General features: G+C 69.5%; 27 protein-coding genes. 19 read left to right on the forward strand and 8 right to left on the reverse strand.

Annotation, left to right across the window (positions count from 1 at the left end):
- The 4 genes from IEY36_RS02615 (at nucleotide 1) to IEY36_RS02630 (ending at nucleotide 3,357) form a co-directional block, all read left to right on the forward strand.
- Nucleotides 1–762: a DUF1295 domain-containing protein gene (locus tag IEY36_RS02615; RefSeq protein ID WP_188965514.1), complete on the forward strand. Its 762-nt coding sequence runs from the start codon at nucleotides 1–3 to the stop codon at nucleotides 760–762.
- A complete protein-coding gene (locus IEY36_RS02620) occupies nucleotides 759–1,784 on the forward strand; it encodes an SAM-dependent methyltransferase (RefSeq protein ID WP_188965342.1) in 1,026 nt (341 codons plus the stop codon). The genes IEY36_RS02615 and IEY36_RS02620 overlap by 4 nt, the downstream gene beginning before the upstream one ends.
- A complete protein-coding gene (locus IEY36_RS02625; RefSeq protein ID WP_188965343.1) occupies nucleotides 1,781–2,350 on the forward strand; it encodes a hypothetical protein in 570 nt (189 codons plus the stop codon). Before IEY36_RS02620 ends, IEY36_RS02625 begins: the two co-directional genes overlap by 4 nt.
- A 287-nt stretch (nucleotides 2,351–2,637) precedes the next feature.
- Entirely contained in the window at nucleotides 2,638–3,357 is a 720-nt protein-coding gene (locus IEY36_RS02630) for an alpha/beta hydrolase family protein (protein WP_188965344.1), read from the forward strand.
- Between the two features lie 42 nt (nucleotides 3,358–3,399).
- Here the strand turns inward: IEY36_RS02630 and IEY36_RS02635 are convergent, their stop codons facing one another.
- The 5 genes from IEY36_RS02635 to IEY36_RS02655 form a co-directional block, all read right to left on the reverse strand.
- Nucleotides 3,400–4,533, reverse strand: coding sequence for a DegT/DnrJ/EryC1/StrS family aminotransferase (locus IEY36_RS02635; RefSeq protein WP_188965345.1), 1,134 nt, complete (start codon nucleotides 4,531–4,533; stop codon nucleotides 3,400–3,402).
- A 115-nt stretch (nucleotides 4,534–4,648) separates the two neighbouring features.
- Complete coding sequence (locus tag IEY36_RS02640; protein WP_188965346.1) at nucleotides 4,649–5,641, reverse strand: NAD-dependent epimerase/dehydratase family protein; 993 nt, start codon at nucleotides 5,639–5,641, stop codon at nucleotides 4,649–4,651.
- Nucleotides 5,638–6,006, reverse strand: coding sequence for a hypothetical protein (locus tag IEY36_RS02645; protein WP_188965347.1), 369 nt, complete (start codon nucleotides 6,004–6,006; stop codon nucleotides 5,638–5,640). The genes IEY36_RS02640 and IEY36_RS02645 overlap by 4 nt, the downstream gene beginning before the upstream one ends.
- Nucleotides 6,007–6,136: 130 nt before the next feature.
- Nucleotides 6,137–7,096, reverse strand: a complete 960-nt coding sequence (locus IEY36_RS30500; protein ID WP_229681044.1) for a potassium channel family protein — start codon at nucleotides 7,094–7,096, stop codon at nucleotides 6,137–6,139.
- Nucleotides 7,093–7,446 (reverse strand): RidA family protein, encoded by a 354-nt coding sequence (locus IEY36_RS02655; RefSeq protein ID WP_188965348.1) that lies wholly within the window; start codon nucleotides 7,444–7,446, stop codon nucleotides 7,093–7,095. The genes IEY36_RS30500 and IEY36_RS02655 overlap by 4 nt, the downstream gene beginning before the upstream one ends.
- Nucleotides 7,447–7,496: 50 nt before the next feature.
- Between IEY36_RS02655 and IEY36_RS02660 the strand changes: the two genes are divergently transcribed.
- Nucleotides 7,497–8,021, forward strand: coding sequence for a YqhA family protein (locus tag IEY36_RS02660; protein WP_188965349.1), 525 nt, complete (start codon nucleotides 7,497–7,499; stop codon nucleotides 8,019–8,021).
- Between the two features lie 229 nt (nucleotides 8,022–8,250).
- A complete protein-coding gene (locus IEY36_RS02665; RefSeq protein ID WP_188965350.1) occupies nucleotides 8,251–8,901 on the forward strand; it encodes a hypothetical protein in 651 nt (216 codons plus the stop codon).
- Here IEY36_RS02665 and IEY36_RS02670 read toward each other — a convergent pair.
- Nucleotides 8,885–9,262 carry a SpoIIAA family protein gene (locus IEY36_RS02670; RefSeq protein WP_188965351.1) on the reverse strand — a complete coding sequence of 126 codons (378 nt, stop codon included), beginning with the start codon at nucleotides 9,260–9,262 and terminating at the stop codon, nucleotides 8,885–8,887. The two genes, IEY36_RS02665 and IEY36_RS02670, sit on opposite strands and share 17 nt — an antisense overlap.
- A 263-nt stretch (nucleotides 9,263–9,525) precedes the next feature.
- On the opposite strand from IEY36_RS02670, the gene IEY36_RS02675 reads away from it, so the two are divergent.
- From IEY36_RS02675 to IEY36_RS02735, 13 genes are all read left to right on the forward strand, one after another.
- The gene (locus tag IEY36_RS02675) at nucleotides 9,526–10,548 is read left to right on the forward strand and encodes an ABC transporter substrate-binding protein (RefSeq protein ID WP_188965352.1); all 1,023 of its coding nucleotides are present in this window, start codon (nucleotides 9,526–9,528) and stop codon (nucleotides 10,546–10,548) included.
- A gap of 301 nt (nucleotides 10,549–10,849) precedes the next feature.
- Complete coding sequence (locus tag IEY36_RS02680) at nucleotides 10,850–11,656, forward strand: ABC transporter ATP-binding protein (RefSeq protein WP_188965353.1); 807 nt, start codon at nucleotides 10,850–10,852, stop codon at nucleotides 11,654–11,656.
- Nucleotides 11,646–12,479 carry an ABC transporter permease gene (locus IEY36_RS02685; RefSeq protein ID WP_188965354.1) on the forward strand — a complete coding sequence of 278 codons (834 nt, stop codon included), beginning with the start codon at nucleotides 11,646–11,648 and terminating at the stop codon, nucleotides 12,477–12,479. Before IEY36_RS02680 ends, IEY36_RS02685 begins: the two co-directional genes overlap by 11 nt.
- Nucleotides 12,480–12,502: 23 nt before the next feature.
- A complete protein-coding gene (locus IEY36_RS02690; protein WP_229681045.1) occupies nucleotides 12,503–13,195 on the forward strand; it encodes a maleate cis-trans isomerase family protein in 693 nt (230 codons plus the stop codon).
- A 136-nt stretch (nucleotides 13,196–13,331) separates the two neighbouring features.
- Nucleotides 13,332–14,210 carry a 2-dehydro-3-deoxygalactonokinase gene (locus IEY36_RS02695; protein WP_188965356.1) on the forward strand — a complete coding sequence of 293 codons (879 nt, stop codon included), beginning with the start codon at nucleotides 13,332–13,334 and terminating at the stop codon, nucleotides 14,208–14,210.
- The gene (locus IEY36_RS02700) at nucleotides 14,207–14,827 is read left to right on the forward strand and encodes a 2-dehydro-3-deoxy-6-phosphogalactonate aldolase (protein ID WP_188965357.1); all 621 of its coding nucleotides are present in this window, start codon (nucleotides 14,207–14,209) and stop codon (nucleotides 14,825–14,827) included. Before IEY36_RS02695 ends, IEY36_RS02700 begins: the two co-directional genes overlap by 4 nt.
- An 82-nt stretch (nucleotides 14,828–14,909) precedes the next feature.
- Entirely contained in the window at nucleotides 14,910–15,959 is a 1,050-nt protein-coding gene (locus tag IEY36_RS02705; protein WP_188965358.1) for a TRAP transporter substrate-binding protein, read from the forward strand.
- A 59-nt stretch (nucleotides 15,960–16,018) separates the two neighbouring features.
- On the forward strand, nucleotides 16,019–16,441 hold the full coding sequence (locus IEY36_RS02710) for a TRAP transporter small permease (protein WP_188965359.1): 423 nt from the start codon (nucleotides 16,019–16,021) through the stop codon (nucleotides 16,439–16,441).
- Nucleotides 16,442–17,764: a TRAP transporter large permease gene (locus tag IEY36_RS02715; RefSeq protein WP_188965360.1), complete on the forward strand. Its 1,323-nt coding sequence runs from the start codon at nucleotides 16,442–16,444 to the stop codon at nucleotides 17,762–17,764. It begins immediately after the preceding gene.
- A gap of 271 nt (nucleotides 17,765–18,035) precedes the next feature.
- A complete protein-coding gene (locus tag IEY36_RS02720) occupies nucleotides 18,036–18,806 on the forward strand; it encodes a response regulator (RefSeq protein WP_188965361.1) in 771 nt (256 codons plus the stop codon).
- A gap of 72 nt (nucleotides 18,807–18,878) precedes the next feature.
- Complete coding sequence (locus tag IEY36_RS02725; RefSeq protein WP_188965362.1) at nucleotides 18,879–19,991, forward strand: S-(hydroxymethyl)glutathione dehydrogenase/class III alcohol dehydrogenase; 1,113 nt, start codon at nucleotides 18,879–18,881, stop codon at nucleotides 19,989–19,991.
- 106 nt (nucleotides 19,992–20,097) lie between these two features.
- Nucleotides 20,098–20,703 carry a ribosome-inactivating family protein gene (locus IEY36_RS02730; protein ID WP_188965363.1) on the forward strand — a complete coding sequence of 202 codons (606 nt, stop codon included), beginning with the start codon at nucleotides 20,098–20,100 and terminating at the stop codon, nucleotides 20,701–20,703.
- Between the two features lie 93 nt (nucleotides 20,704–20,796).
- On the forward strand, nucleotides 20,797–22,152 hold the full coding sequence (locus IEY36_RS02735) for a class-II fumarase/aspartase family protein (RefSeq protein WP_188965364.1): 1,356 nt from the start codon (nucleotides 20,797–20,799) through the stop codon (nucleotides 22,150–22,152).
- 160 nt (nucleotides 22,153–22,312) lie between these two features.
- Here the strand turns inward: IEY36_RS02735 and IEY36_RS02740 are convergent, their stop codons facing one another.
- Nucleotides 22,313–23,095, reverse strand: a complete 783-nt coding sequence (locus IEY36_RS02740) for a transglycosylase SLT domain-containing protein (RefSeq protein ID WP_188965365.1) — start codon at nucleotides 23,093–23,095, stop codon at nucleotides 22,313–22,315.
- 274 nt (nucleotides 23,096–23,369) lie between these two features.
- Nucleotides 23,370–25,001, reverse strand: a complete 1,632-nt coding sequence (locus tag IEY36_RS31050; RefSeq protein ID WP_188965366.1) for a thiamine pyrophosphate-binding protein — start codon at nucleotides 24,999–25,001, stop codon at nucleotides 23,370–23,372.
- Between the last annotated feature and the right edge of the window lie 84 nt (nucleotides 25,002–25,085).

The raw sequence follows: 25,085 nt of genomic DNA on the forward strand, positions 1-25,085 counted from the left end.
ATGCTCGCGGCCATCATCTTCCTCTCGCTCGTCATGGCGGCGGCCTGGTGGGTGCAGCGCCTGTTGCGCAATGCCGGCTGGGTGGACGCCTTCTGGACCTTCGGCCTCGGTGCCGCCGGCATCTTCGTCGCCGTGGTGGCGGGCGAAGGGCCGCGGCGCTTCATCGTCGCCGCGCTGATCGGTGCCTGGGCGGTGCGGCTCGGCCTGCACATCGTCGCCCGCAGCCACGGCGCCGCGGAGGATTCCCGCTACGCCCAGTTCCGCGAGGAATGGGGTGCCGATTTCGAACGCCGGATGTTCGTCTTCCTGCAGATCCAGGCGGCCGCCTCGGCGGTGCTGCTGGTGCCGATCCTGCTCGCCGCCTCCTCCACGCGGCCGCTCGGCTGGCTCGACGCGCTCGCCCTGCTCATCGCCGCCATCGCCGTGCTCGGAGAGGGTATCGCCGACCGCCAGCTTCAGGCCTTCCGCGCCAACCCGGCCAATCACGGCAAGGTCTGCGACCACGGGCTATGGGGCCTGTCGCGCCACCCGAACTACGTCTTCGAATGGCTGCACTGGTGCGTCTATCCGCTGCTCGCGATCGGCGCGCCCTGGGGCGTGCTGGCGCTGGTCGGGCCGGCCCTGATGTTCTGGCTGCTGGTCCATGTCTCGGGCATCCCGCCGCTGGAGGCGCAGATGCTGCGCAGCCGCGGCGATGCCTATCGCGCCTATCAGCGGCGCGTCAGCGCCTTCCTGCCTCTGCCGAAGGGATGGTCCATATGAGCCTCGTCGCCAGCGCGGTCACCGCCGTGGAACGCCTGCCGCTTCCCGACAGCCTCACCCGCGCCGGCATCGCCGCGCTGGTCGGGCGCACCGCGCGCAAGCTGCGAAGCGCCCCGCCGGACAGCGAGCACGCATTCGCCGAGGCGATGCACCGCCACCCCATCGCGCTGTTCCCGGTCGACGCCAACGCGCAGCACTACGAAGTGCCGCCCGCCTTCTTCCGCCAGGTGCTCGGTCCGCGCCTGAAATACTCCTGCTGCCTCTACCCGAACCCCGACACGACGCTGGCCGAGGCCGAGGAACTCGGCCTTGCCGAAACCGCCGCGCATGCCGACCTCGCCGATGGCCAGGACATCCTGGAACTTGGCTGCGGCTGGGGCTCGCTGACGCTGTGGATGGCCGAACACTTCCCCGCGGCGCGCATCACCGCCGTCTCCAATTCCGCCCCGCAGCGCGAGCATATCGAAACCGAGGCCGCCCGCCGTGGCCTGCTCAACGTCACGGTCATCACCGAGGACATGAACCGCTTCTCGACCGACCGACGCTTCGACCGCGTCGTCTCGGTCGAGATGTTCGAGCACATGTCGAACTGGCCGCATCTGCTGGACAACATCCGGCGCTGGCTGCGGCCGGATGGCGCGCTGTTCCTGCATGTGTTCAGCCACCAGGCGACGCCCTATCGCTTCGACCACACCGACCAGGCCGACTGGATCGCGCAGCATTTCTTCACCGGCGGCATCATGCCGAGCCACAACCTGATCCGCCACGTCGCCACGGGCTTCACGCTCGACAAGGAATGGCGCTGGTCCGGCACGCATTACGCGCGTACCGCCGAGGACTGGATCCGCAATTACGACGCCCATGCCGGGACGATCGAGCAGACCCTGCGCGCCACCTATGGCGCCGAGTGGCAACTGTGGCGGCGCCGCTGGCGGCTGTTCTTCCTCGCCACCGCCGGGCTGTTCGGCGCCAGGGGCGGGCAGGAATGGGGCGTCAGCCATTACCGCCTGCGACCGGCGTGAGGGTCTTCGCCGCGCTCGGCCGCTACATCGACCACGCCGACCCCGCCACGCGCATCGCCAATTCCGTGGCCCTGCTGGTTGGCTCCAACGGCCCGTTCTACCCGGCCTATGTCTGGTACCTCGCCCCCGAGGCCGGCCCGGTCTCGCTCGCGACCATGGCGGCGAGCCCGTTCTTCCTCGCCATCCCGTGGCTGAGCCGCCGCAGCGCGGTCGCCGCCAGGGTGGCCCTGCCCGTGGTCGGCATCGCCAACACGGTATGGACCGCAGCGCTGCTCGGCCCGGCGACCGGGGTGGCGGTGTTCCTCTTCCCCTGCCTGTTGCTCGCCATGCTGTCCTGGCGGGAAAAGACGGCCATGTTCGTGCTGCTGGGGGCCGGGCTCGCCGCGCAGCAAGCGTTGCTGCGCTGGCCTTGGCCGGCGCTGTCGGGGCTCGACCCGATGGTCCAGGGGAACCTGGTGGCGCTGAACGCGATGAGCGTCGGGGCGCTGCTGGCCGTGCTGGTCGCCAGCCTGGCCGGGTTGCTGCGCGACCACGACGTGGCGGACGGGCGCGGCACCCCTCCCTGATGTCAACGCTCGCAGTTCGCGGCCGTTGACATCCTTAGCTTAGGCCCCTCACACGCATCGTGCCGAACGCACGCCTGCGGCGTGACGCCGAACGTCCGGCGGGCCGCATCTGCGGCCTCGGCATGCGTCAAAGCCTCGTGCCGTCGGCCTGAGTCCGGCCCTCGGCTTGCGCCACCGCCGGTATGAAATGCCGCAGACCGGGCATGTCGCTGTGACCTGAATCGCTACCATCGGACTGGGCTCCGACGTATTCCGCCGCACCGATTTTCGACGGCTGGAAGGCGACGATGTACGACATCCTGAACATGGCAAGAATTGCGGACGACATCTACAATGACACTGCGAATTCAAGCATGCTGCGCGACTGGCACACCAGCCAGATCCAGGACCTCTACGAGAACGACAACTTTCGTGCCCGCGCCTATTGGAAGGGCTCCGGGCATAAGATCGCCTGCGTGTGCTTCCGCGGTACGGCGAACCTGAAGGATGCGGTGGCCGCGGACCTTGGTGGCATCGGCCTGGGACTGAACGCGCTGGCGATGAAGCTGAACGACGCTGTCGAGTTCACCGCCGGCGTGGCGCGCCAGGCCGAGGTGGTGTGGCTCACCGGCCATTCGCTCGGCGGCGCCTTCGTGCAGATGGTGGGCGCCATCCTCGGCCTGCCGGGGATCAGTTGGAACGCGCCGGGCGCGCTGGCCTTGGTCAACCAGCTCTCGTCCAACCCGGTGCGGGCGGCGATCGGCGGGGCCGGTTCGGCCGGCGTCGGCTTCCTGGCAAGCCTGGCGACGCTCGGCCTCGGCGGCCGTATCGTCACCGCGCTCAACCAGGCGGCCGCGGCCTATGGCGACGAGGCCTTCGCGCCCATCGCCAATTTCCGCGGCAACTGGGACCCGGTGAGCCAGTTCGGCTCGCATGTCGGCATGCCGTTGCAGACAATCGACTGCCCGACCCAGGCGCCGCATCCGCACAGCATGGTGCCGATCATCCTGGCACTGGAAAGCCGCTGACACCGCAGCGGCAGGAGGGGCCAACCGCCCCTCCTCCTTCCGTCAGAGCGCCTGAAGCGCCGCGCAGATCCGCTCCACCTGCGCCTCCGACAATTCCGGATACATCGGGATGCTCAGCACTTCTTCGGCGGCGCGCGCCGTCTCGGCGCAACCAGCGGGGCCGAGCGGCGAGCGGTCCTTGTAGGCCGGCTGCAGATGCACCGGCACGGGGTAGTGAACGCCTGTGCCGATCCCCTGCGCCTTGAAATGCGCCTGGACCTCGGCGCGGTTCTCGCAGCGCAGCACATACTGGTGGAACACATGCCCCGCGCCCGGCCGGCGGTACGGCGCCGCGATCGAGGCCCCCGCGAGCGCCGCGTCATAGGCCGCCGCGATCGCCTGGCGCTTCGCATTGCCAGCATCGAGCGCCGTCAGCTTCACCCGCAGGATGGCCGCCTGCACCTCATCGAGGCGCGAATTCACGCCCACCATCGCCGAGATGTAGCGGTCGACCCAGCCATATTGCCGGATCGCGCCAATGCGGTCGGCCAGCTCGGCGTCATTGGTCGCCAGCACCCCGCCATCGCCCAGCGCGCCGAGGTTCTTGGTCGGATAGAGGCTAAAGGCCGCGGCGGTGCCGAAGGTGCCGAGCTTCCGCCCGTCCAGCGCCGCGCCATGCGCCTGGGCGCAATCCTCGACCAGCGGGATGCCGGCCGCCCGCGTCGCTTCCAGCATCGGCCCGAGGTCGCAGGCCTGGCCATAGATATGCACCGGGATCACCGCCTTGATCGGCGGCAGGCCCGGCGGCGGATCGTCCAGCACGGAGACCAACTCATCCGCATCCATGGTGTAGGTGTCGTGGTCGATATCGAGCAGCAGCGGCGTCGCCCCCACCATCTCGACCGCCGCGACGGTGGCGACGGCGGTGTGGGAGACGGTGGCGACCGTCATGCCCGGCCCGATGCCGAGGCCGCGCAGGATCAGCGCCAGCGCATCGGTGCCATTGGCGCAGCCGACCGCGCGGTTCAGCCCCAGCCAGGCGGCGAACTCGTTCTCGAATGCCGCCCCTTCCTTACCAAGGATGTACCAGCCTGACTCGAGCGCACGCGCGACGGCGGCATCGATCTCGGCCTTCTGGGCGCGATAGCCGGCACCGGGGTCGGCCTGGGGGATGGTGGCGAGGGTGGGCGCGTTCATGGCAGCAGGCCTCAGAGCGTGATGGCCGCAGGTGCGAATGCACCGGAGGTCTGAATCACGCGATCAAACAAAGGGTTAAAGCGGGATTGGTGAATGAACATGAACCAACCACGCTCTAAAGATAGTCGGCGAGGCGCGGACGATACCACGCGAGCGAGCGGCGCAACCCCTCATCGAGGCTGACCTTCGGCGCCCATCCTGAAGCATTTCGGAAGGCGGTGTCGTCGGCGGCATAGGAGCCGATGTCGATCGGCGCGCGGTCGGCCGGGAATTCCTTCATCTCGAAGGAGCCGCGGCCGCCATTGGCCGCGATCAACCGCTTGGCGAGGTCGGTCAACGAAGTCGGTGGGCTTCCACCAAGATTGAACACCTGCCCCGAAAGCGCTGGTTCAGAAGCTTTTTCTGCCGCGGCCAGGAAGGCGTCGGTGACGTCCTCGACATAGGTGAGGTCGCGCAGCTGCGCCCCGCCCCACACCTCGAAGGGCTCGCCTTCCAGCACCCGGCGGATCCAGATGCCGAGGAAGGTCTGACGCGCATCGCGGATGCGCAGCCGCGGCCCATAGCAATTGGTCAGTCGCAGCGAGACCACCGGCCGGTGATGCACCCGCTGTTCGAGCAGCCAATACTGCTCGCCCGCCCATTTCGACACGCCATTGGCGTCGGGCGGATTGACCGGGTGCAGTTCATCGACCGGCAGGGCGCGCGGACGGCCATAGAACTGCCGGGTCGAGGCATGCACCACGGCGGCCTTGGGGGCGACCTCCCGCATCACGCCGATCAGCCGCACCTGGGCTACGGCGTTGATGGCGATATCCGCCACAGGGTCCTTCTGCCCGCCCATGTGGCTGGTCTGGGCGGCCATGTTGAACAGCACGTCGACGCCCTCGCAGAGCGAATGCAACTCGGTGTCGCGGATATCCCCGCGCACCAGCAGCACCCCCGCCCCTTCGAGGTTGCGCGCCGAGGCGCCGCCATCGGGCATCATCGCGTCGAGTGCGGTCACGCGCGCGCCGAAGCCAGCCAGCGCATGGCACAGGTTGGACCCCAGAAAGCCCGCGCCGCCGGTGACCAACACCCGCCTGCCGCGCCAGAACTCCGCCGTACTCATGTTTCAGCCTTCCAAGCGATCGGGCGCATTCTGCGCGTGATTGCGGCGGAATGAGGCCGGCGCCGCGGCATCCTTGCGCGCGCCGACCGCCAGTGCCGCTCAGGAGCAGGTTCGGTCGAGGGTGCGTAGCTCGAGCTCCCGGGGGCCGACCAGACCCGGCTGGCTCGCGGCGTGCCGACGAGGGCGATATCGACCCTCCAGCACGCGCCGGAGACGCGCCACACATCGTTGCGCAGGAATTCGATGCACGCGACGGGGTCGTTGATCACCGCGCGGAACTTGGCAAGCCGCTGATCGGTCGGCGTCCGGGCGGCCGAGGCCGGCTGGTCCAGCACGGGGGCGGTCGTCAGGACCGGCAGCGGCATGGCGGCTTCCTTGGAGTGGATCGCGCCGGCGCGCGAGGGATTCTTGTTTAAACAAAAGGTTAGCCTACCCGACGGGAGCATGGCCGAACACCAGGCGCGCCTGGTTGCGCATGGCGCGAGGCGGCCACCGTCAATCCCCCGTAGGGCCATGGCGACGTACCGCGGCATCGCTGGCCTGCACCCGCCTGGTGCGCATGATCTCGGCGAAGCCGAACAGCAGCAGCACCTGGCCCGCCACCACCTGCAGCGATGCCAGCAGCCGGATGCCTTCGTCATGCGGCGTGACGTCGCCGTAGCCGACCGTCGCCTGGGTGACGAGGCTGAAATACAGCGCATCCGGGAAGGGCAGCGGCACCGGCCCCTGCGGCCCATGGAACAGCGCATGCAGGGAAAGCCCCTGGGCAATCCGGTATAGGCAGGCAAAGACGATCACCAGCATGGCGTACATGGCCAGGAAGGCGACCACCGGCACCAGGATGCGCGCCGCCCGCCCGGCCAGTTCCTCGGTGATCAGCGCCATGTCCGTCAGCAGCAGCACGACGCCGCGCACCGAGGCGGCGACCACCGCCGAGATCACCGCCATCGCCGCGATCACCGCGACACTCTGGTCGAGCACTCCGAGGCGATTGACCGGCAGTGTCAGCGACAGGGCGCCGACCGACCAGACCGGGATCAGCCAGCGCGCCATGCGCGGCAGATGCCCCAGATCGAAGGGATGGGCCGCTTCGGCCACCAGGCGCAGGGTCCGCCGCCGCCACCAGACCGCCACCAGGAAGGACGTCACCGGCAGCAGGAACGCGACCGCCCGCGCGGCGCCATCGGCCGAGGGAAACGCCGCCCGGCCCATCACGGCGAACAGGCAGGCATAGACGGCCAGCCCCGCGCTGGTGCCGAAGGCGAAATGCAGCCCGTGCGGGAACAGGAGATAGAGCGTGGTCAGCCCCAGCGCCGCGACGCCGATGACCATGAAGGGAAAGATCGTCCCCTGATCCGCCACCCCGCCCGCCACCAGCAGGCCGAAGCCCAGGGTCATCAGCGTCGAGCGCAGCCAGCCCTCGGGCGGCCGATAGAATGGCGGCGCCTGGCTCACGCCGGCGCCAGCGCCACGCCGGTGATCTCGACCTTCCAGGCCGGGTCGACCAACGCCGCCTGGATCGTCATGCGCGCCGGCTTGTGGCCGGTGTCGAGCCAGGCATCCCAGGCCCGGTTCATCGCCGGCGCATCGGCGATGTCGGCCAGCACGATGGTGCAGGAGACGAGCGCGCGCTTGTCGGTGCCGGCCTCGGCGAGCAGGGCGTCGATCTGGCGCAGGATATCGGCGGTCTGGCCCTCGGCATCGGCGGTCGCGTCATCGGCGACCTGGCCGGCCAGCCAGACCATGCCGCCCGCCACCACCGCGCCGGACAGGCGCTGTTCCTCGGCCATTCTGCGGATTGCCATTGCGCGTCGTCCCCCCATGCCGGTCATAACCCGGGACGGAGGTTCATCCCATGCGCTCGATTCTCGCCAAATTCATTCTGGTTAACCGCTGGCTCGCCGCGGTGTTCCTGGTCGGGCTGACGGTGGCGCTGGGGCTCTTCGCGGCGCGCTTCATCACCAAGGTGGTGAAGTTCGGCGCCAATGTCTTCCAGTCGCAGGAAGACCAGGCGCTGCTCGACCTGCTGCACCTGCTCGACTGGACGCTCGTCGCCTCGCTGGTGGTGATGGTGATCCTCGCTTCCTGGGACAGCCTGGTCTCCCCCTTCGACCCGGCAAGCCGCGCCGGCGGCATGTCCTGGATCCGCAAGCTCGACCCCGGCAACCTCAAGGTGAAGCTGGCCGGCTCGATCGTCGCCATCTCCTCCATCCAGCTGCTGCAGATGTTCCTGCGCGGGGACGGCTACTCGGACCGCGCGATCGGCTGGGCGATGGGGCTGCACGCGCTGTTCCTGGTCGGCGCCGTAGCGCTCGCCCTGACGGACCGGATTTCGGCCGGAAGCCGCCCGGCAGACAAAAATGAGACGCCGGAGCCGTAACATTCGCGGCGCGATGACGATCCTCGAAAACGCGACTCTCTGGAATCTGTTGCAGACTCTACTTGAGATATCAGGTGAAGATTGGGCCCGACGCCACGCCAGTGCCGTGCGTTTCCTCTCCGTCAAAACGCGGAAATCTATCCAAATGGTTGATATTTTTCCTTGTTGATCCTCCAATGGTTGATATTGATTCGCCTATAAGTTGAATAACAGGGTGAAATCTCGTTCCATGAGCGAAATCCGGCCATTGCTGCGTCGTCCCAAGCGGCTCGACAACGTCGTCCGCGACCGGCTGAAGACCTGGCCCCAACGCCCGCCGGGCGCCGGCAGCCTCGGCGCCGATGGCGCCTGGCTGCGCGGGCGCCCCTGCGATGGGGAGCCGGTCGCCCAGCCCTATCTCAAGATCCCCGGCTCGGATCGGATGCGCACCATCCCCGACGGGCTCTGGCTGCATTTCGGCGGCTCGTCGGAGGACCCCTATGCGGACATCCTCTGCATCGAGGCCTGCTCGACCTTCCAGAACCTGCTCGACAAGCGGTCGCGCTTCGCGCCCTCCACCGTCTCGCTGCTGGCGCATTGCCCGCTGGCCTGGCTGCTTGCGCCCCTGCAGGCGAATGACACCACGCCGCGCTGGCGGATCATTCCCTTCCTCAGCGCGGAACCCATCGCGGGGTTCAGCCTGCCGGTGCGCGACCTGCGGGTGCTCTATGGCCTGCAGCGGGACCACTATGACGGCTTCGCCCGCCACCAGGTGCCGCACCCGCACGAGTATTTCTGCCCGATGGAAGCGCTGACGGCCCATGAGGGTCATGCCAATCCGGCGATGCGCTCCCTGCTCGGGCGGGCCTGCGCGGCTTCCGCCTTCATGGTGCCGCCCTGACCGGGCCGCGCGCCCAGTCCCAGGCCCGCTCGACCTCGGCCCGCTCGAAATAGCGTAGTTCCGTCTTCATGAACGGCGCGAACAGCGTCGCCAGCCAGGATTGCCAGGTGCGGTCGCCGATCATCGCGACCCGCCGCAGGTCGCCGCGATGGGTCAGGCCGAAGCGCGCATCCTCGAACAGCGCGCCGGCACCGTCCCATCCGTGGAAATCCCGCATGTCGACCACCATGGCCGGGTGCGGATGGCGCGCGAGCTGTTCGTCCAGCCAGGGGATGATGCGCGCATAATCCGCCTTGCTCAGCCTGCCGCTGACGCGGATCGCGAGCAGCTCCGGGCTTGATTCGGTCATGATCTCGAACATCGGCCGTCTCCGTTCGCGATGGGGTGGCCTCGGCGCGGCGATCGGCGCCGCCCGGCGCCACTGCCAGGCAGATGGTAGCCGCCGCACCCCGCTGCGACCCGGCGCCCGCATCACGCGCACTGGTTGCCCGCAATTTGTGCGACCATCGCCTCCGCGCGTCATATTCGGCGGCACGCCCCCACCGATGCACCTTGCGGGCGCCGCGCCTGATGCCGCACAGATCGACCCGGACGGCACCAGCCGAAGTGCAGGGAGACGCAGACATGGTCCATCGCCTCAACCGACGTTCGGCCCTGCTGGCGGCCGGTGGCCTGTTGGCCGCCCCGCGCCTGGCGCAGGCCCAGGCCACACGCGTGCGCATGACGCTCGACTGGGCGTTCCAGGCGCCCAACGCCTTCGCCCTGGTGGCGCGCGAGAAGGGCTATTTCCGTGCCGCCGGCCTCGATGTGACGGTCGACCGCGGGCAGGGCTCGGGCGGCGTGCCGGTGGCGCTGGCCGGCGGCGGCTACGACATCGGCTATGCCGACCTCAACCCCGCCATCCGCTTCATGGCGGAAAATCCCGACCGCGGCATCGTTGCCGTCGCCGTGCTGCATGACCGCAGCCCGCTCTGCGCCATCGTGCGCGCCGATGGCCCGATCCGCACGCCCAAGGACCTTGAGGGCACGAAGCTCGCCGCGCCGGAATTCGACGCCGGGCGCCAGCTTTTCCCGGCCTTCGCCAAGGCCGCCGGCGTCGATGCCTCGAAGGTCACCTTCCTTTCAGTCACCCCCGCGCTGCGCGAACCCATGCTGGTGCGCCGCGAGGCCGATGGCGTCACCGGCTTCGTCACCACCTCGGCGCTCGCGCTGAAGGGCATCGGGCTCGGCCTGAACCAGCAGCGCACCATGATGTACTACGACCACGGGCTGGACCTGTATGGCGGCGCGATCCTGACCACCCGCGCCTATCTCGAACGCAACCCGGAGGTCGTGCGCGGCATGACCGCGGCGCTGATGAAGGCCTTCATCGAGACGGTGAGGAATGGCCAGGAGATGCTCGACATCCTCAAGCGCGTCGAGCCGCTGACGGATGTGGCGCTGGAACGCGAACGCCACGAGCTGAACGTCGAGAAGGTGATCATGAGCGCCAATGTCCGCGCCAACGGCATCTCGGCGGTGGACGCGACCCGGCTGCAGACCGGCATCCGCCAGGTAGAGGAAGCCTACAACCTCCAGCCCCGCCTGCAGGCGGCGCAGATCTACACGCCCGACTTCCTGCCCCCGGCGGCGGATCGGCGCCTCTGAGCCGGAGCGGCGCCGCCCTTCCAGACGACCGATCGGCGCTGCCCGCACCGCCAATGGGACCGTTGCGGGACCGCGCCCTTCGAAATACCGACAGCCATTGCCTGGCGAGGCCATCCGGATCGATCTGGGAGCCCGACACGGCGCCCCGCGCCGGCCGTGACGTTTCGCACCGACGCCCACGCCCGGCGCCAAATCGAGGTGTCCAAAGGCCCTCAGGCCTTTGGTGGGGTGGCTTGGAGGGGCAAGGCCCCTCCAACCGTCCTCGGCCCATCACGGCACGCCACATGCCAGGACAGCCCGCATGACCCCACCCTTCGTCCAGATCGACGGCGTCTCGATGCGCTATGGCGGCGTCGAGGGCACCCTGGCGCTCCGCGATGCCTCCCTCGACGTGGGCGATGGAGAATTCGTCGCCGTGGTCGGCCCCTCCGGCTGCGGCAAATCCACCCTGATGCGCCTGGTCACCGGCCTGTGGCCGCCGACCGAGGGCACTGTGATCGTCGATGGCGCAGAAGTGGACGGCCCGCTTTCCATCGCCGGCATGGCCTTCCAGAACCCGACCCTGCTGCCTTGGCGCAACATTATCGACAACGTGATGCTGCCGCTCGAGGTGGTGCAGCCGCATCGCCGCCAACTGCGCGCCCAGCGCGGCACCTATGAACGCCGCGCCCGCGACCTGCTGAAACTGGTCGGCCTCGACGGCTTCGAGGCGAAATTCCCCTGGCAACTCTCGGGCGGCATGCAGCAGCGCGCCTCGCTGTGCCGCGCTTTGGTCCATGACCCGCGGCTGCTGATGCTCGACGAGCCCTTCGGCGCGCTCGACGTCTTCACGCGGGAGGATCTGTGGGACGTCATGCAGGCGGTGTGGCTGGCCAAGAAGCCCACCGTGATCCTGGTGACGCACGACCTGAAGGAGGCGGTCTACCTCGCCGACCGCGTGCTGATCATGTCCTCCCGGCCCGGGCGCATCATCGCCGAGCGGCGCGTCCCCTACCCCCGCCCGCGCCGGCTCGAACAGACCTACGAAGCCGAGTTCCAGGCCATCGTCCACGAATTGCGCGACCGCATCAGCGAGGCCCGCAAGGGGGAAGCCACCGATGTCCGCTAGGTCCGCCCGTTCCGCCGAAGCCCTCGCCGAGGCCGCCCGCCGCCGCCGTCGGCTCGAGAACGCGCTGCCCTGGCTCGTCACGATCGGCATGTTCGCCGTCTGGGAGGCCGCGGTGCGCGCCTTCGACATCCAGCCCTTCATCCTGCCTGCCCCCAGCGCCATCGCCGAGAGCATGGTGAAATGGTGGTACCCGCTGATGACGAATTCCTGGGCCACGCTGCTGACCACCTTCGTCGGCTTCATCATGGCGGTCGGCTTCGGCCTGTCGCTCGGCGTGCTGATCGGCTCCTCTGTGCTGGTCTATCGCGGGCTGTACCCGCTGCTGATCGCCTTCAATTCGGTGCCCAAGGTGGCGGTGGTGCCGATCCTGGTGATCTGGTTCGGCGCCGGCTTCTGGCCCGCCGTGCTGACCGCCTTCCTGATCTCCTTCTTCCCCATCGTGGTGAATGTCGCGACCGGCATCGCCACGGTGGAACCGGAACTGCGTGACGTGCTGCGCGCACTCGGCGCCCGGCCGATCGACATCATCATGAAGGTGGGCCTGCCGCGGGCAATGCCGTATTTCTTCGCCTCGCTGAAGGTCGCGATCACGGTGGCGTTCGTGGGGTCGATCATCAGCGAGACGGTCGCCGCGAATGAGGGTATCGGCCACCTGATGCTGGTCGCCTCCTCCCGCTTCGACGTCCCCCTCGTCTTTGCCGGGCTGATCGTGACCGGCGTGATGGGCGTGCTGATGTACTGGGTGGCGGTGACCATCGAGGAACGCACGACCGGCTGGGCGACGCGCGGGCAGAACGACCCGCGCCTCGCCACGGGGGGATGATGGACGCAGCCATACGACTGGGGATGCTCACACCATCCTCGAACACCGTGCTGGAACCCGCCACCGCCGCGCTGCTCGCGGCCACGCCCCACATTACCGCGCATTTCCAGCGGCTGCGGGTGCTGTCGATCACCCTCGAGGGCGGCTCGACCGGCCAGTTCGACGCCGGGCCGATGGTCGCCGCCGCCGAGATGCTGGCCGATGCCAAGGTTCACGCCCTGTGCTGGAACGGCACCTCCGGCGCCTGGCTCGGCCTTGAGGCCGACCGCGCCATCTGTGCCGCGGTCACGCGCGCGACCAGCATCCCCTGCACCACCGCGACCCTCGCCCTGCATGACGCGCTGCACGCCCTCGGCGCACGACGGGTCGGCCTGGTGACGCCCTATCTCGGCGCGGTCCAGGCCGCGATCCTCGCCAATCTGCGCGCCGAAGGCTTCGTCACCGCCGGCGAGCGTCATCTGGAAGACCCCGGCAACTACAGCTTCGCCGACCACCCGCCGGCCCTGGTCACGCGGCTGGTCGGCGAGGTCGCCGCTGAAGGCTGCGATGCCATCGCCATCCATTGCACCAATTTCCGCGGCCTCGAGGCCGCCGCCACCGTGCCCGGGGTGGCGGTGCTCGATTCCGTGGCGGTGTCGCTGTGGGGTGCCTTGCGGGCGGCCGGGGGAAATGCGGCCAGCGTGCCAGCGCTTGGCGTACTGTCCCAGGTCGCTTGAAGCGGCGCCGCAATCGCGTTGATCCGGCTCTGGCACTTCAGGCAAGACGTGACAAATAACGCAGCAAACACGCAAGCTTGGATTGCTTTGGCGTTGCGGCTTTGGCATGCCCCCATGGGGGCTTGTTGGGGGTAGAATGCTCGGAATTGATTGGGGCACGTCAAGCCTGCGTGCCTACCGCTTTGCGCCCGATGGACGCGTTATAGGTCGACGCGACACCCCCCGAGGCATCCTCACCGTCGCGCCGGGCGAATTCCCCGACACGCTCCGGGCGGTGGTTGGCGACTGGATCGAGGACGGGGAGCGCCGCATCCTGATGTGCGGCATGGTCGGCAGTCGCCAGGGCTGGCAGGAAGTGCCCTACCTGCCCTGCCCGGCCGGCCTCGACGGCCTCGCCGCCGCCGCCGTCGCCGTGCCCTTCCCCGATGCCGATGTCCGCCTGCTTCCAGGCCTGTCCTGCCGTGACCGCCACGGCGTGCCCGAGGTGATGCGCGGCGAGGAGACGCAGATGCTCGGCGCCGCCATGGGCGACGGCGAGACGACCATCTGCCTGCCCGGCAGCCATTCCAAATGGGCGCGGGTGCAGGATGGGCGGGTGATCGATTTCACCACCCACCTCACCGGGGAGGCCTTCGCGGCGCTGTCGGCCCACACCATCCTCGCGCGCATGATGAATGACCGCGCCCCTCACCATGCCGGCGGCTTCGAGCGCGGCGTGGCACGCTCCCGGCAGGGCGGCGGGCTGCTGCGCCACCTGTTCGGCCTGCGCGCCGCCGCCCTGTTCGACGAGATGCAGGAGGAGGAAGCGGCCTCCTACCTGTCGGGCCTGCTGATCGGCCATGAGGTCGCCGCCGCGCTCGAGGATGGCGTCGCTCCGCCGATCCTGCTGATCGGCGCGGACCGGCTCACGGCCCGCTACGGCGCAGCCCTCGCCGCCTTCGGCATTCCCCACCGCAAGGCCGACCCGGATGCCGCGGCCCATGGCCTGTGGCGCGTCGCGTCGCGCCTCGCATGAGCCTCGCTCCCTGGCTCGATGCCTGCCCCGTGGTGGCGATCCTGCGCGGCATCCGGCCGGAGGAGGCCGAAACCGTGGGGGCCGCCCTGCTCGCCGAGGGGCTGACCATCCTCGAAGTACCGCTCAATTCGCCGAACCCGCTCGACAGCATCCGCCGCCTGCATGCCGCCTTCGGCGAGCGGGCGCTGGTCGGCGCCGGCACTGTGACCAGCGAGGATGAGGTCGCCGCCATCGCCCGCGCCGGGGCGCGGCTGATGGTCACCCCGCATTGCGACCCGGCGCTGGTGCTCGCCGCCCGCGCGCGGGGGATGGTCGCCTGCCCGGGATTCTTCACGCCCGGCGAGGCCTTCGCCCTGCTCGCGGCCGGGGCCGATGCGCTGAAGCTGTTCCCGGCCGAGGCGGCGAGCCCGGCCGTGCTGCGCGCGCTGCTCGCGGTGCTGCCCAAGGGGACCGCCGTGCTGCCGGTGGGCGGCATCGGGGCGGACAATATCCCGGCCTGGAAGGCGGCCGGGGCGGCCGGCTTCGGGGTCGGCTCGTCGCTCTACAAGCCGGGCGATACAGCGGCCACGGTGTCGGAGAAGGCGCGCGCGCTGCGCCGCTCCCTCGTCGCCTCTTGAACGGTCCCGCCGGTTTCGCTTGAAGCTTGCGGCGAAGCGGGGGCTCAATCCCGCCGAGGCCGAATCAGGGAGAAACGATCCGATGTTCCGTCGTCGCCTGCTGCTGACGGGTGCGGCGATCGCCGCGCCGGCGCTGCTCGTCTCCCACCGCGCCGCCGCGCAGGAAGTGACGCTGCGGCTGCATCACTTCCTGCCGGCGGTCTCCAACGTCCATCGCCATTTCCTGGTGCCCTGGACCAACAAGGTGCGCGAGGAATCGGGCGGCCGGCTGCGCATCCAGATCTACCCCTCCATGCAATTGGGTGGCGCGCCGCCGCAGCTCTACGACCAGGCGAAGGACGGCGTCGCCGACATCGTCTGGACGCTGCCGGGCTACACCCCCGGCCGCTTCCCGCGCATCGAGGTGATCGAGCTGCCCTTCATCGCCCATCGCCGCGCCAGCGTGAACGCCCGCGTCACCTGGGCGTTGTTCGACCAGCACATGCGCACCACCGAATTCGCCGAGACGCACATCATCACCGCCTGGGCGCATGATGGCGGCCTGATCCACGCCAAGCGCGACGTGAAGACGATGGAGGATCTGCGCGGCCTCAAGCTGCGCTTCCCGACGCGCCAGGCCGGCGAGGGCCTCAAGGCGCTGGGCGCGACCCCGATCGGCATGCCGGTCCCGCAGGTGCCCGAGGCGATGTCGCAGGGCGTCATCGACGGCGCCGTGGTGCCGTGGGAGGTGGTGCCGGCGATCCGCCTTCAGGAGATGGCGCGCTACCACATCGGCATCCCCGGCAGCCCGACCTTCTATTCGGCGTCCTTCGTCCTGGCGATGAACCCGGCGCGGTATCAGGGCCTGCCCGATGACCTGAAGCGGGTGCTGGACGCCAATTCCGGTGACGCCGCCGCCGTCATGGCCGCACGCGTCTGGGACGAGGAAGGCCCAAAGGTGGAGGAAGCCGCCCGCCGCCGCGGCAACACGATCAGCGAGATAGCCGAGGCCGAGAAGGCGCGCTGGGTCGCCGCCACCGCCCCGGTGACCGAGACCTGGATCGCCCAGATGCGGGAGCGGAACATCGATGGCGCCGCGCTGGTCGAACAGACTCGCGCGCTGGTCGTCCGGTTCGGCCAGGGCGTGTCCTGACGCCCCCGGCGGGGCCCGTCGCGCGGCTCACCGGCGCCGTCGCGGTGGCCGGCGGGCTGATGCTGCTCGCCACGGCCTTCATGGTCGCCGCCTCGGTGCTGATGCGCTGGCTGGCCAGCGCGCCGATCACCGGCGATGTCGAGATGGTGCAGATCGGCGGCGGGCTCGCGGTGCTGGGCTTCCTCGCCTATGGCACGCTGATGCGCAGCAACATCTTCGTCGACAGCTTCACGACCTGGCTGCCGCGCCGCGTCACCCAGGCGATCGACGGCTTCTGGAACCTGGTGTGGGGCGTCACGGCACTGGTGCTGGCCGAACGCATGGCGGTGGGTGCGACGGAGGCGCTCGGCAATGGCTCCACCACCATGGGACTGCTCGGCATCCCGATCTGGTGGGCGATCGGCATCGGCGCGCTGTGCTTCGCGGTGACCGGCCTGATGGCGCTCACCTGGGCGGAGCGCCTGGCGCGCGGGCGCGGCTGAATGACCGAGGAATTCATCGTCGCCGGCGCCGGCTTCGCGGCGCTGCTCGGGCTGCTCGCGCTGCGCTGCCCGATCGGGCTGGCGATGCTGGTGGTCGGTTGCGCCGGCTATGCGCATATCGTCGATGCGACGCGGCTGCTGGCGTATCTCAAGACCACGCCCTTCTTCCTGTTCGCCAACTACACCCTATCGGTCATTCCGCTATTCATCCTCATGGGCGCGCTTGCCGAACGCGGCGGGCTGGCGCGGGACCTGTTCACCGCGGCGAATGCGCTGGTCGGGCACAAGCGCGGCGGACTGGCCATGGCGGTGATCGGCGCCTGCGCCGGCTTCGGCGCGGTGTGCGGCTCATCGGTGGCGACCACCGCCACCTTCGGCCGCGCCGCCCTGCCGGAACTGCGCCGCTACGGCACAGAGGCGGGCTTCGCGACCGGGACCATCGCGGTGGGCGGGGTGCTCGGCATCCTGATCCCGCCCTCGGTCATCCTCGTCGTCTATGCCATCAGCACGGAACAGAACATCGCCCGGCTGTTCATGGCCGCGCTGATCCCGGGGCTGATGGCGACAGCCTTCTACATCGCCACCATCGCGGTGGTGGTGCGGCGCCGGCCTGACCTTTGCCCCCCCGGCCCGCGCGTCTCGGCACAGCACCGGCGCGCCGCGCTGCGCGCCGTGGTGCCGGTGCTGCTGATCGCGGTCGTGGTGGTGGGCGGCATCTATGGCGGCATCTTCACGCCGACCGAAAGCGCTGCCGTCGGCTGCGTCGCCACCTTGCTGACCGGCCTGCTGCGCCGCTCGCTCTCCGCCCGCGCAGTGGTCGAGGCGCTCAAGGCCACCGCCGAGACGACGGCGATGATCTTCGTCATCCTGCTCGGCGCCGAGGTGTTCAACGCCTTCCTCGCCCTCTCCCAGGCGCCGGACCTGTTGGCGGTATGGGTATCCGAGCAGGGCTTCCCGCCGCTCGGCGTGCTCTGCGCCTTCCTCGCCGTCTATCTCGTGCTCGGCGCGGTGATGGACGAGCTGGCGATGATGCTGCTGACGCTGCCGGTGTTCTTCCCCGTCATCACCGCGCTTGATTTCGGCCTGACCGGGGAGGAGACGGCGATCTGGTTCGGCATCCTGGTGCTGATCGTCGTCGGCATCGGGCTGACGGCGCCGCCGATCGGGCTGAACGTCTTCGTCGTCAGCGGACTGGCGCGGGACGTGCCGATCGGGGCGATCTATCGCGGCGTGCTGCCCTATCTTCTGACGGATTTCATCCGGCTCGGGCTGTGCATCGCCTTTCCGTGGTTGTCGCTGGCAATGGTGCGGCTGCTGAGTTGAAAGGCGCAGCGGCTGGAGGGGTTGCCATTCGCCATGGCTCACGCCATCCGCACCAGCCCCTTGCCTGATGCGGGCGCCTTCACCGGACCAAGTGAATCTACCTGATCGGGGCGCGCATCCTGAAGCCCTCGGGCGCTCCCTTCGGGTCGGTTCCCGCCCGGAATGTCGGCCACACGCCCCCACATGCAATCGCTTCCGCGGCCCGGCGAAATTGTCGTTCCTTGATGCGAACATTCTCCTATTGTCCGTCCGGAACGGATGGGATCACGCGATGAGCGACAATCTCGGAACCATGGGTGAAACGGCCAAGGCGCTGTCGCGCAATCCGCTCGGCATCATCGCGTTGTTCATCGTGCTGGTCTACGGCATGGCGGCGCTGGTGCTCGGCGTGGCTGCCACCGGGCTCGGCGCTTTCGAGCGCGTGTTGCTCGTGCTGTTCCTCGTGAGCTTCCCCCCCGGCGTGCTCTGGGTGTTCCGCGACCTGGTGATGAACCACACCGGCAAGCTCTACAGCCCGGCCGATTTCAAGGAGGAGAAGAACTTCATGGAGGTGGTGGCTGCCCTGGCTGCCGCCGCGGGCCGCGCCGAGGCCACGCCCGGCCAGGCTGCCGCCCCGCCGGCCGATCCCGTCCGCCTGTTCAACGCTGCGCGAATGGCGACTACCGCCGCCAGGACCGCCGCGCGCGTGCCGAAGGTGCTGTGGGTCGATGACCGCCCCACCAACAACGTGCATGAACGCCGGGCGATGGAAGCCGCCGGCATGTCGGTGCAGACCGCCCTGACCACCGACGATGGGCTGGCGCGCGCAGGCGGCGATCGCTTCGATGTCATCGTCTCCGACATGCGGCGCCCGGAGGGCGAGCAGGCGGGCTACGACCTGCTGAAGGCGCTGCGCGCCCGCGGCGACGCCACGCCCTTCATCATCTATGCCGGCCCGGCCAACGCCGCGCAGAAGGAGGAGGCGAAGGCGCTCGGCGCCACGGGGCGCGCCACCAGCGCGAATGAACTGCTGGAACTGGTCACCAAGGCATTGCCAGGCTGATCCTTCCGCCATGGGGTTGCGGCGCCGACCCGGGCGACGCAAAGCTGCGCGGCCATCACTCGGAGCCACGCCATGAAGACCCGCGCTGCCGTCGCCTGGAAAGCCGGTGCCCCGCTGACCATCGAGACCATCGACATCGGCGACCCCAAGCCGGGCGAAGTGCTGGTCGAGGTGATGGCCACCGGCGTCTGTCACACCGACGCCTACACCCTGTCGGGCGCCGACCCGGAAGGCATCTTCCCCGCCGTGCTCGGCCATGAAGGGGCGGGCATCGTGCGCGAGGTCGGCGCCGGCGTCACCTCGCTGAAGCCCGGCGACCACGTCATCCCGCTCTACACGCCGGAATGCCGGCAGTGCAAAACCTGCCTGTCCCAGCGGTCCAACCTCTGCACCGCGATCCGTTCCACGCAGGGCAAGGGCGTGATGCCCGACGGCACCTCGCGCTTCTCCTGCGACCAGGGCACCGTGTTCCACTACATGGGCTGCAGCACCTTCGCGAACTTCACCATCCTGCCTGAGATCGCCTTGGCAAAGGTCCGGCAGGACGCGCCCTTCGACAAGATTTGCTACATCGGCTGCGGCGTCACCACCGGCATCGGCGCCGTCATCAACACCGCCAAGGTCTGGCCGGGTGCAAATGTCGTGGTGTTCGGCCTCGGCGGCATCGGGCTGAATGTGCTGCAGGCCGCGCGCATGGTGGGTGCCGACAAGATCATCGGCGTCGACCTCAACCCCGCGCGCGAGGCGATGGCGCGCAAATTCGGCATGACGCATTTCGTCAACCCGAACGTCGTCGGCACCGACAAGGTGGTGCAGGCGATCCAGGACATCACCGATGGCGGCGCCGACTTCTCCTTCGAATGCATCGGCAATGTCCACGTCATGCGCCAAGCGCTGGAATGCACCCATCGCGGCTGGGGCACCTCGATCATCATCGGCGTCGCGGCAAGTGGCCAGGAGATCAGCACCCGCCCCTTCCAACTGGTGACCGGCCGCAACTGGCGCGGCACCGCCTTCGGCGGCGCGCGTGGCCGCACCGACGTGCCGAGGATCGTCGACTGGTACATGGAAGGGAAGATCGAGATCGACAGCCTGATCACCCACACCATGCCGCTCGACGAGATCAACACCGCCTTCGACTTGATGCATGAAGGCAAATCGATCCGCAGCGTCGTCATCTACTGATCGTCGCGCGTGACCCCGGTCACGCACTTTCCGCCGGTTCGAAGCCGGGCCGGCGGGCCGCTATGCTACGATGCCGCCGGTCATCCCGGGGGCATCGGAGGTCGGCATGTCCGGCAATATCGCGCTGCTCAACCAGCCCGGTGATTTTCGGTCCTGGGTGCAGCTTTCGCCTTACCTCTACCCCTTCTGCCTGCGCGAGCTGCGCTACCGCATCGGCCTGGCGCGCGACGGCGTGGAAGTCATCGAGGTCTGGGCGCCGATCAATGCACCACGCGTCGCCGTCGCGATCGACCGGCGCAGCCTGTACCTGTTCGGCCTTCGCGCCCTGCCCGATGGGCCCTGGTACTGCTTCCGCGACTACGCCCGCCCGGCCGATCCGCCCGGCGCGCCCGTGGTCGAGATCGATGAGGAACTGAACTACGCCCGCCTGCTCGGCGCCGCCCCCTCGGCCATCGCGATGACGCCGGTGCAATTGCTGACACTCGCATCGGATTTCGGCCGCGCGCGCGCCTCGCCGCGGCAATTGCAGGCGCTCGCGGCACTGATGTTCCTGGTGCCGGAGGCGCTGCGCTTCGATTCCGTCATGCTCGCGGCGATGCGCTATTTCGACCAAGGCTTCCTGCCGGTCGCGGAGCTGCTCGAGACCGTCCAGAACTGGGCCGGCGCGACGGCGGACGAGCATGACAACGTGCTGATGCCGCATCTCGGGTAAGGCCCGCGGAGAGCGCCGTCGCCCAACGCCCCCCTTGCGCCACGCCCGCGTCCCGGCTTCATGGCTCGACCAACGGCCAGCAAGGAAACGCCCATGCCCGTGAACCCCGCCGATGGCGCCGTGCTCGGCGCGCTCTACGGCACCGACGTCATGCGCGCCGCGATGGGCGAACACGCCTTCCTCCAGCGCATGCTGGATGTCGAAGCGGCGCTGGCCCGCGCGCAGGCACGCCTCGGCATCATCCCCGCCGAGGCCGCCCCCGTAATCACCGCGGCGGCCGACGCGAAACGGCTCGACCTCACCGCCATGGCCGCGGCGACGCGCAATACCGGCTATCCCGTCGTCGGCCTGGTCAAGCAGCTCTCCGCCCTCGCCGGCCCCGATGCCGGCCGATGGACCCATTGGGGTGCCACCACCCAGGACATCATGGACACCGCCGTGGTGCTCCAGCTGCGCGACGGCCTGGCCCTCATCGAGGCCGACCTTCGCGCCACCATCGCCGGCTTCGCGACCCTCGCCGCCACGCATCGCGACACCGTCATGGCCGGCCGCACACATCTCCAGCACGCCCTGCCGGTGACTTTCGGCTACAAGGTCGCGGTGTGGCTGGCGCCGCTGGTGGCCTCGCTCGACGGCCTGCCGCGCGTGCGCGCCCGCGCGCTGCGCCTGTCCTTCGGCGGCGCCGCCGGCACGCTGGCCTCGCTCGGCGACCAGGGCCTCGCCGTCACCCGCGAACTCGCCGCCGAACTCTCCCTGAATGAGGCCGACATCCCCTGGCACGTCGCGCGCGACGGGCTGAACGAGGCGGTCTGCTGGCTCGGCATCCTGTGCGGCACCCTGGCGAAGATCGCCACCGACGTGATGCTGATGATGCAAACCGAACTCGCCGAGGTCTCCGAACCGCATGTGCGCGGCCGCGGCGGCTCCTCGACCATGCCCCAGAAGCGCAACCCGATCGCCTGCGAATACGTGCTCTCGCAAGCGCGCGGCGTCCACGCGCTGGTTCCCCAGATGCTGGCCGGCATGGCGCAGGATTTCGAGCGCGGCACCGGCCCGTGGCAGACCGAATTGCTGGCCCTGCCGCAGGCCTTCCTGCTCGGCCATGGCGCGCTGTCCCAGGCGCGCTTCATCGCCGAGGGCCTGGTCGTCGATGCCGCGCGCATGCGCCGCAACGTGGACGCGACCGGCGGGCTGATCGTCTCGGAAGCGGTGATGATGGGTCTCGCGCCGGTCTTCGGCCGCGGCGAATCGCATCACATCGTCAACGATGCCTGCGACCTCGCCATCGCCGAGGGCATCGGCCTGACCGAGGCGCTGATGCGCGACGCGCGCGTCTCCGCCCGGCTCGATGTCGCCGCCATCGCGAAGATGACCGACCCGGCCGCCTATCTCGGCAGCGCGGGCGCGTTCGTCGATCGCGTGCTGGTGCGGGTGCACGCGATGGGGTGAGGCGGGGCACTGGTGATTGGAGCGGGCCCCTGCCCCTCTCCAAACCTCACCCCGCCAGGGTGCCGGGCAGCCTGGACCGCCGGATTGGGGCCCCGGGCGTCAGGGGGCAGGCCTCAATGACAAAGGACGCGGCGGCTCCTTCGGCTGCCTGCCGCCACGATCAATCCGCCGCCTCGGCCATTTCCAGCAAGGCCTGGCCGTTGCGTCGGAACGACGCCATCTGCGCCTGCGTGCCACGGCAGCGTTCGGCGAACAGATGGCTGTCCGGCGCCACCACGTCGATCTTGCTGCGCACACGGCAGACCAGCCACGTCGCCTGGCCGAACGACCCGCCATGCCAGCGCACCAGGGCCATGCTCCAGTCGCCATAGGTCTCGTAGTGCTGCAGCAGGTAGTTCGCCGCCCAGGCCGTCGCCTTGTAGGGGTCGAGCGGCCAGTCCTGCCCGGCGCGCGCATGCACGGCGTAGTTGATCTGCACGCAGCCCACCATGGCGCGCCCGCCGGAAGCACGGATCAGGCGCATCGCTTCCTCGCGGCTCGCCGGGTAATAGGCGCGGCCGTCGATACTCAACGCATTGGCATGCAGCCCGCTCTCATTCAGCGCAATGCCGACGAGCAGTCCCTCGGGCAGGCCGTAGTCGCGTTCGGCCGCGCGCGCGGCATTGAGGCAGGCGGCGCGCGGGGAAAGGTCCTCGCGCAGGATCGGTGCGACCTGGGTGACCGGTTGGGTGGCCTGGGCTGGCGCGCAGGCCACCAGGCCGAGCACCCCCGTGATCGCCGCCGCCCAAAAGGGTGACAGCAGGCGGTGGCGGCGGCGGCTGGCGAGACCCCGGATCCGGCGCAGCCGGGTGCCGAGGTGGCGGGCGCCCCGCGCCAAAGCGCGCGAGGTGGCCGCACCATGTCGCCGGCAAGGTGAGGCCGGCAATGCATTCGCGGTTGTCATGGCCGCTACCGACCACAAACCGACAGAAAGATCAAACCCGCATCCGTACCAAACGATAGTCAGGCCATGTCGAACGCAATGTGGCTGGATTGGGGCGCAATGTTGATCAAGTAATTTTACTTCGCCTCTTGATGACCTTTCATCCCCCTAGAGTAATTCTTACTTCATAATTCAATAGACCGCGCGGAGCCGACACGCGGTCACCTTTCCACGACCAGAACCATGCCGCGGCCTATGTCGGCCCGCCGTCACCCCCGGCCCGAAGCCCGCCCCCTCACCCCATGCGGATCGAAGGCGCCGCCTGGCCGGCGATGAGCACATTCACGCAGGCCGGCTTGCCGGAGGCGAAGGCGCGCGCCAGTGCCGGCGCCAACTCCTCCACCTGCGTGACGTATTCCCCATGGCCGCCGAGCGCCGCCACCACCAGGTCATACCGCGTGCCCGGCGCCAGCTCGCAGCCATGCGCCCGCGCCGCACCGTATTCGCGCAGCTGGATCTGGTGCTCGGCATTCCAGCGCGCATCGTTGCCGACCACGGCGACAAAGGGCAGGCCATGGCGATGCGCGGTGTCGAACTCCGCCATGTGGAAACCGAAGGTGCCATCGCCCAGCACCGCCAGGATGCGCGCCTCGGGCCGCGCGCATCGCGCCGCCAGCGCGAAGGGGATCGACGGCCCGATCGCCCCCGCCACGCCGTTGATCAGCCGCGCGGGCGCCGAGAGGATCGCCTGCGCCCATTGCCCGATCTCGCCGCCATCGCAGACCAGCACGGTATCCGGCCCGGCATCGAGATAGGGCAGCAGCGCCTGGCACAGCGTCGCCGGATGGATCGGCCCTGCCGGCGTGCCGGCCAGCGCCGCCCACGCGGCCGGGCGGTGCGCGACATGCGCGCGCAGCCGCTCCGCCCAGGCGGTGTTGGGGTGGGCGGCGGCCGCCCCGGCCAGCGCCGCGACCGCCTCCGCCGCCCCGGCCATGGCGGTGATGGCGATGCGCGCACCCAGGCTTTCCACGGCCCGCGCCAGCACCGCCTCCTCCGGCTCCACCACCACGAAGCGCGCGGTCGCCGCGACCGCCGGCGCCCGCCCGAAGCGCAGCGTGAAGTCGAGCGCCTTGCCCAGCAGCACGACCAAGTCCGCCTCCGCCAGGGCCTGGGCATAGGCGCCGAGCGAGGGGTCGCCCAAGCCGCGCGGGCTTTCCATCGGCACCACCGGCAGGCCGGTGCGCGTGGCGAGCGCGGCCACGCCAGCCTGCCCGGCCGGCGTGCACAGCGCCGGCGGCACCACCAACACCGGCCGCTCGGCGACGGCGATGACGCCCGCGATCGCCGCCGCCGTCTCGGGCGAAAGCGGCATCGGGATCGGCGCGAAGGCGTCCGGCTTGGGCAGCGCCGGCGCCTCAATGCGCGCATCCAGCACATCGGTCGGCAGCGACAGATGCACCGGCCCCGGCCGCCCCGACCGCGCCAGGGCGATCGCCTGCGCGACCTCCTCGGCGATCGCCGCCGCCGAACTCGCGTTGAAGGCCGCCTTGCACAGCGGCTCGGCCATGCGCGCCTGCTCCAGCTCCTGGAAGGCGCCAAGGCCGAGTTCACCCAGCGGCGCATGACCCGAGAGCAGCAGCACCGGCACCTCGCCCGCCTGCGCCGTCGGCAGCCCGGCCACCGCATTGGTATGCCCCTGCCCGCCCGTCACCAGCGCCACGCCGCATTCGCCGGTCAGCCTGGCCCAGGCATCGGCCATGTGCACCGCGGCGGCCTCGTGGCGGGTGTGGATGATCTCGATGCCCGAGGCGAACAGCGCGTCATAGACCGGCATGATGTGGTTGCCGGACAGGCTGAAGATGCGGCTGACGCCGGCCTGCTTCAGCGCCCGCACCAGCATCTCCGCACCGCGGATCATCTCGACCATCGTCTTCCTCCTGTGTGGTGGCCGCAGCACGCCACGGGCTGGACAGCCTGTCCAGCACCGGTAGTCTCGCGCCAACCAGTGGGG

The organism is Neoroseomonas lacus, assembly GCF_014644535.1.
GTDB classification, from domain to species: domain Bacteria; phylum Pseudomonadota; class Alphaproteobacteria; order Acetobacterales; family Acetobacteraceae; genus Neoroseomonas; species Neoroseomonas lacus.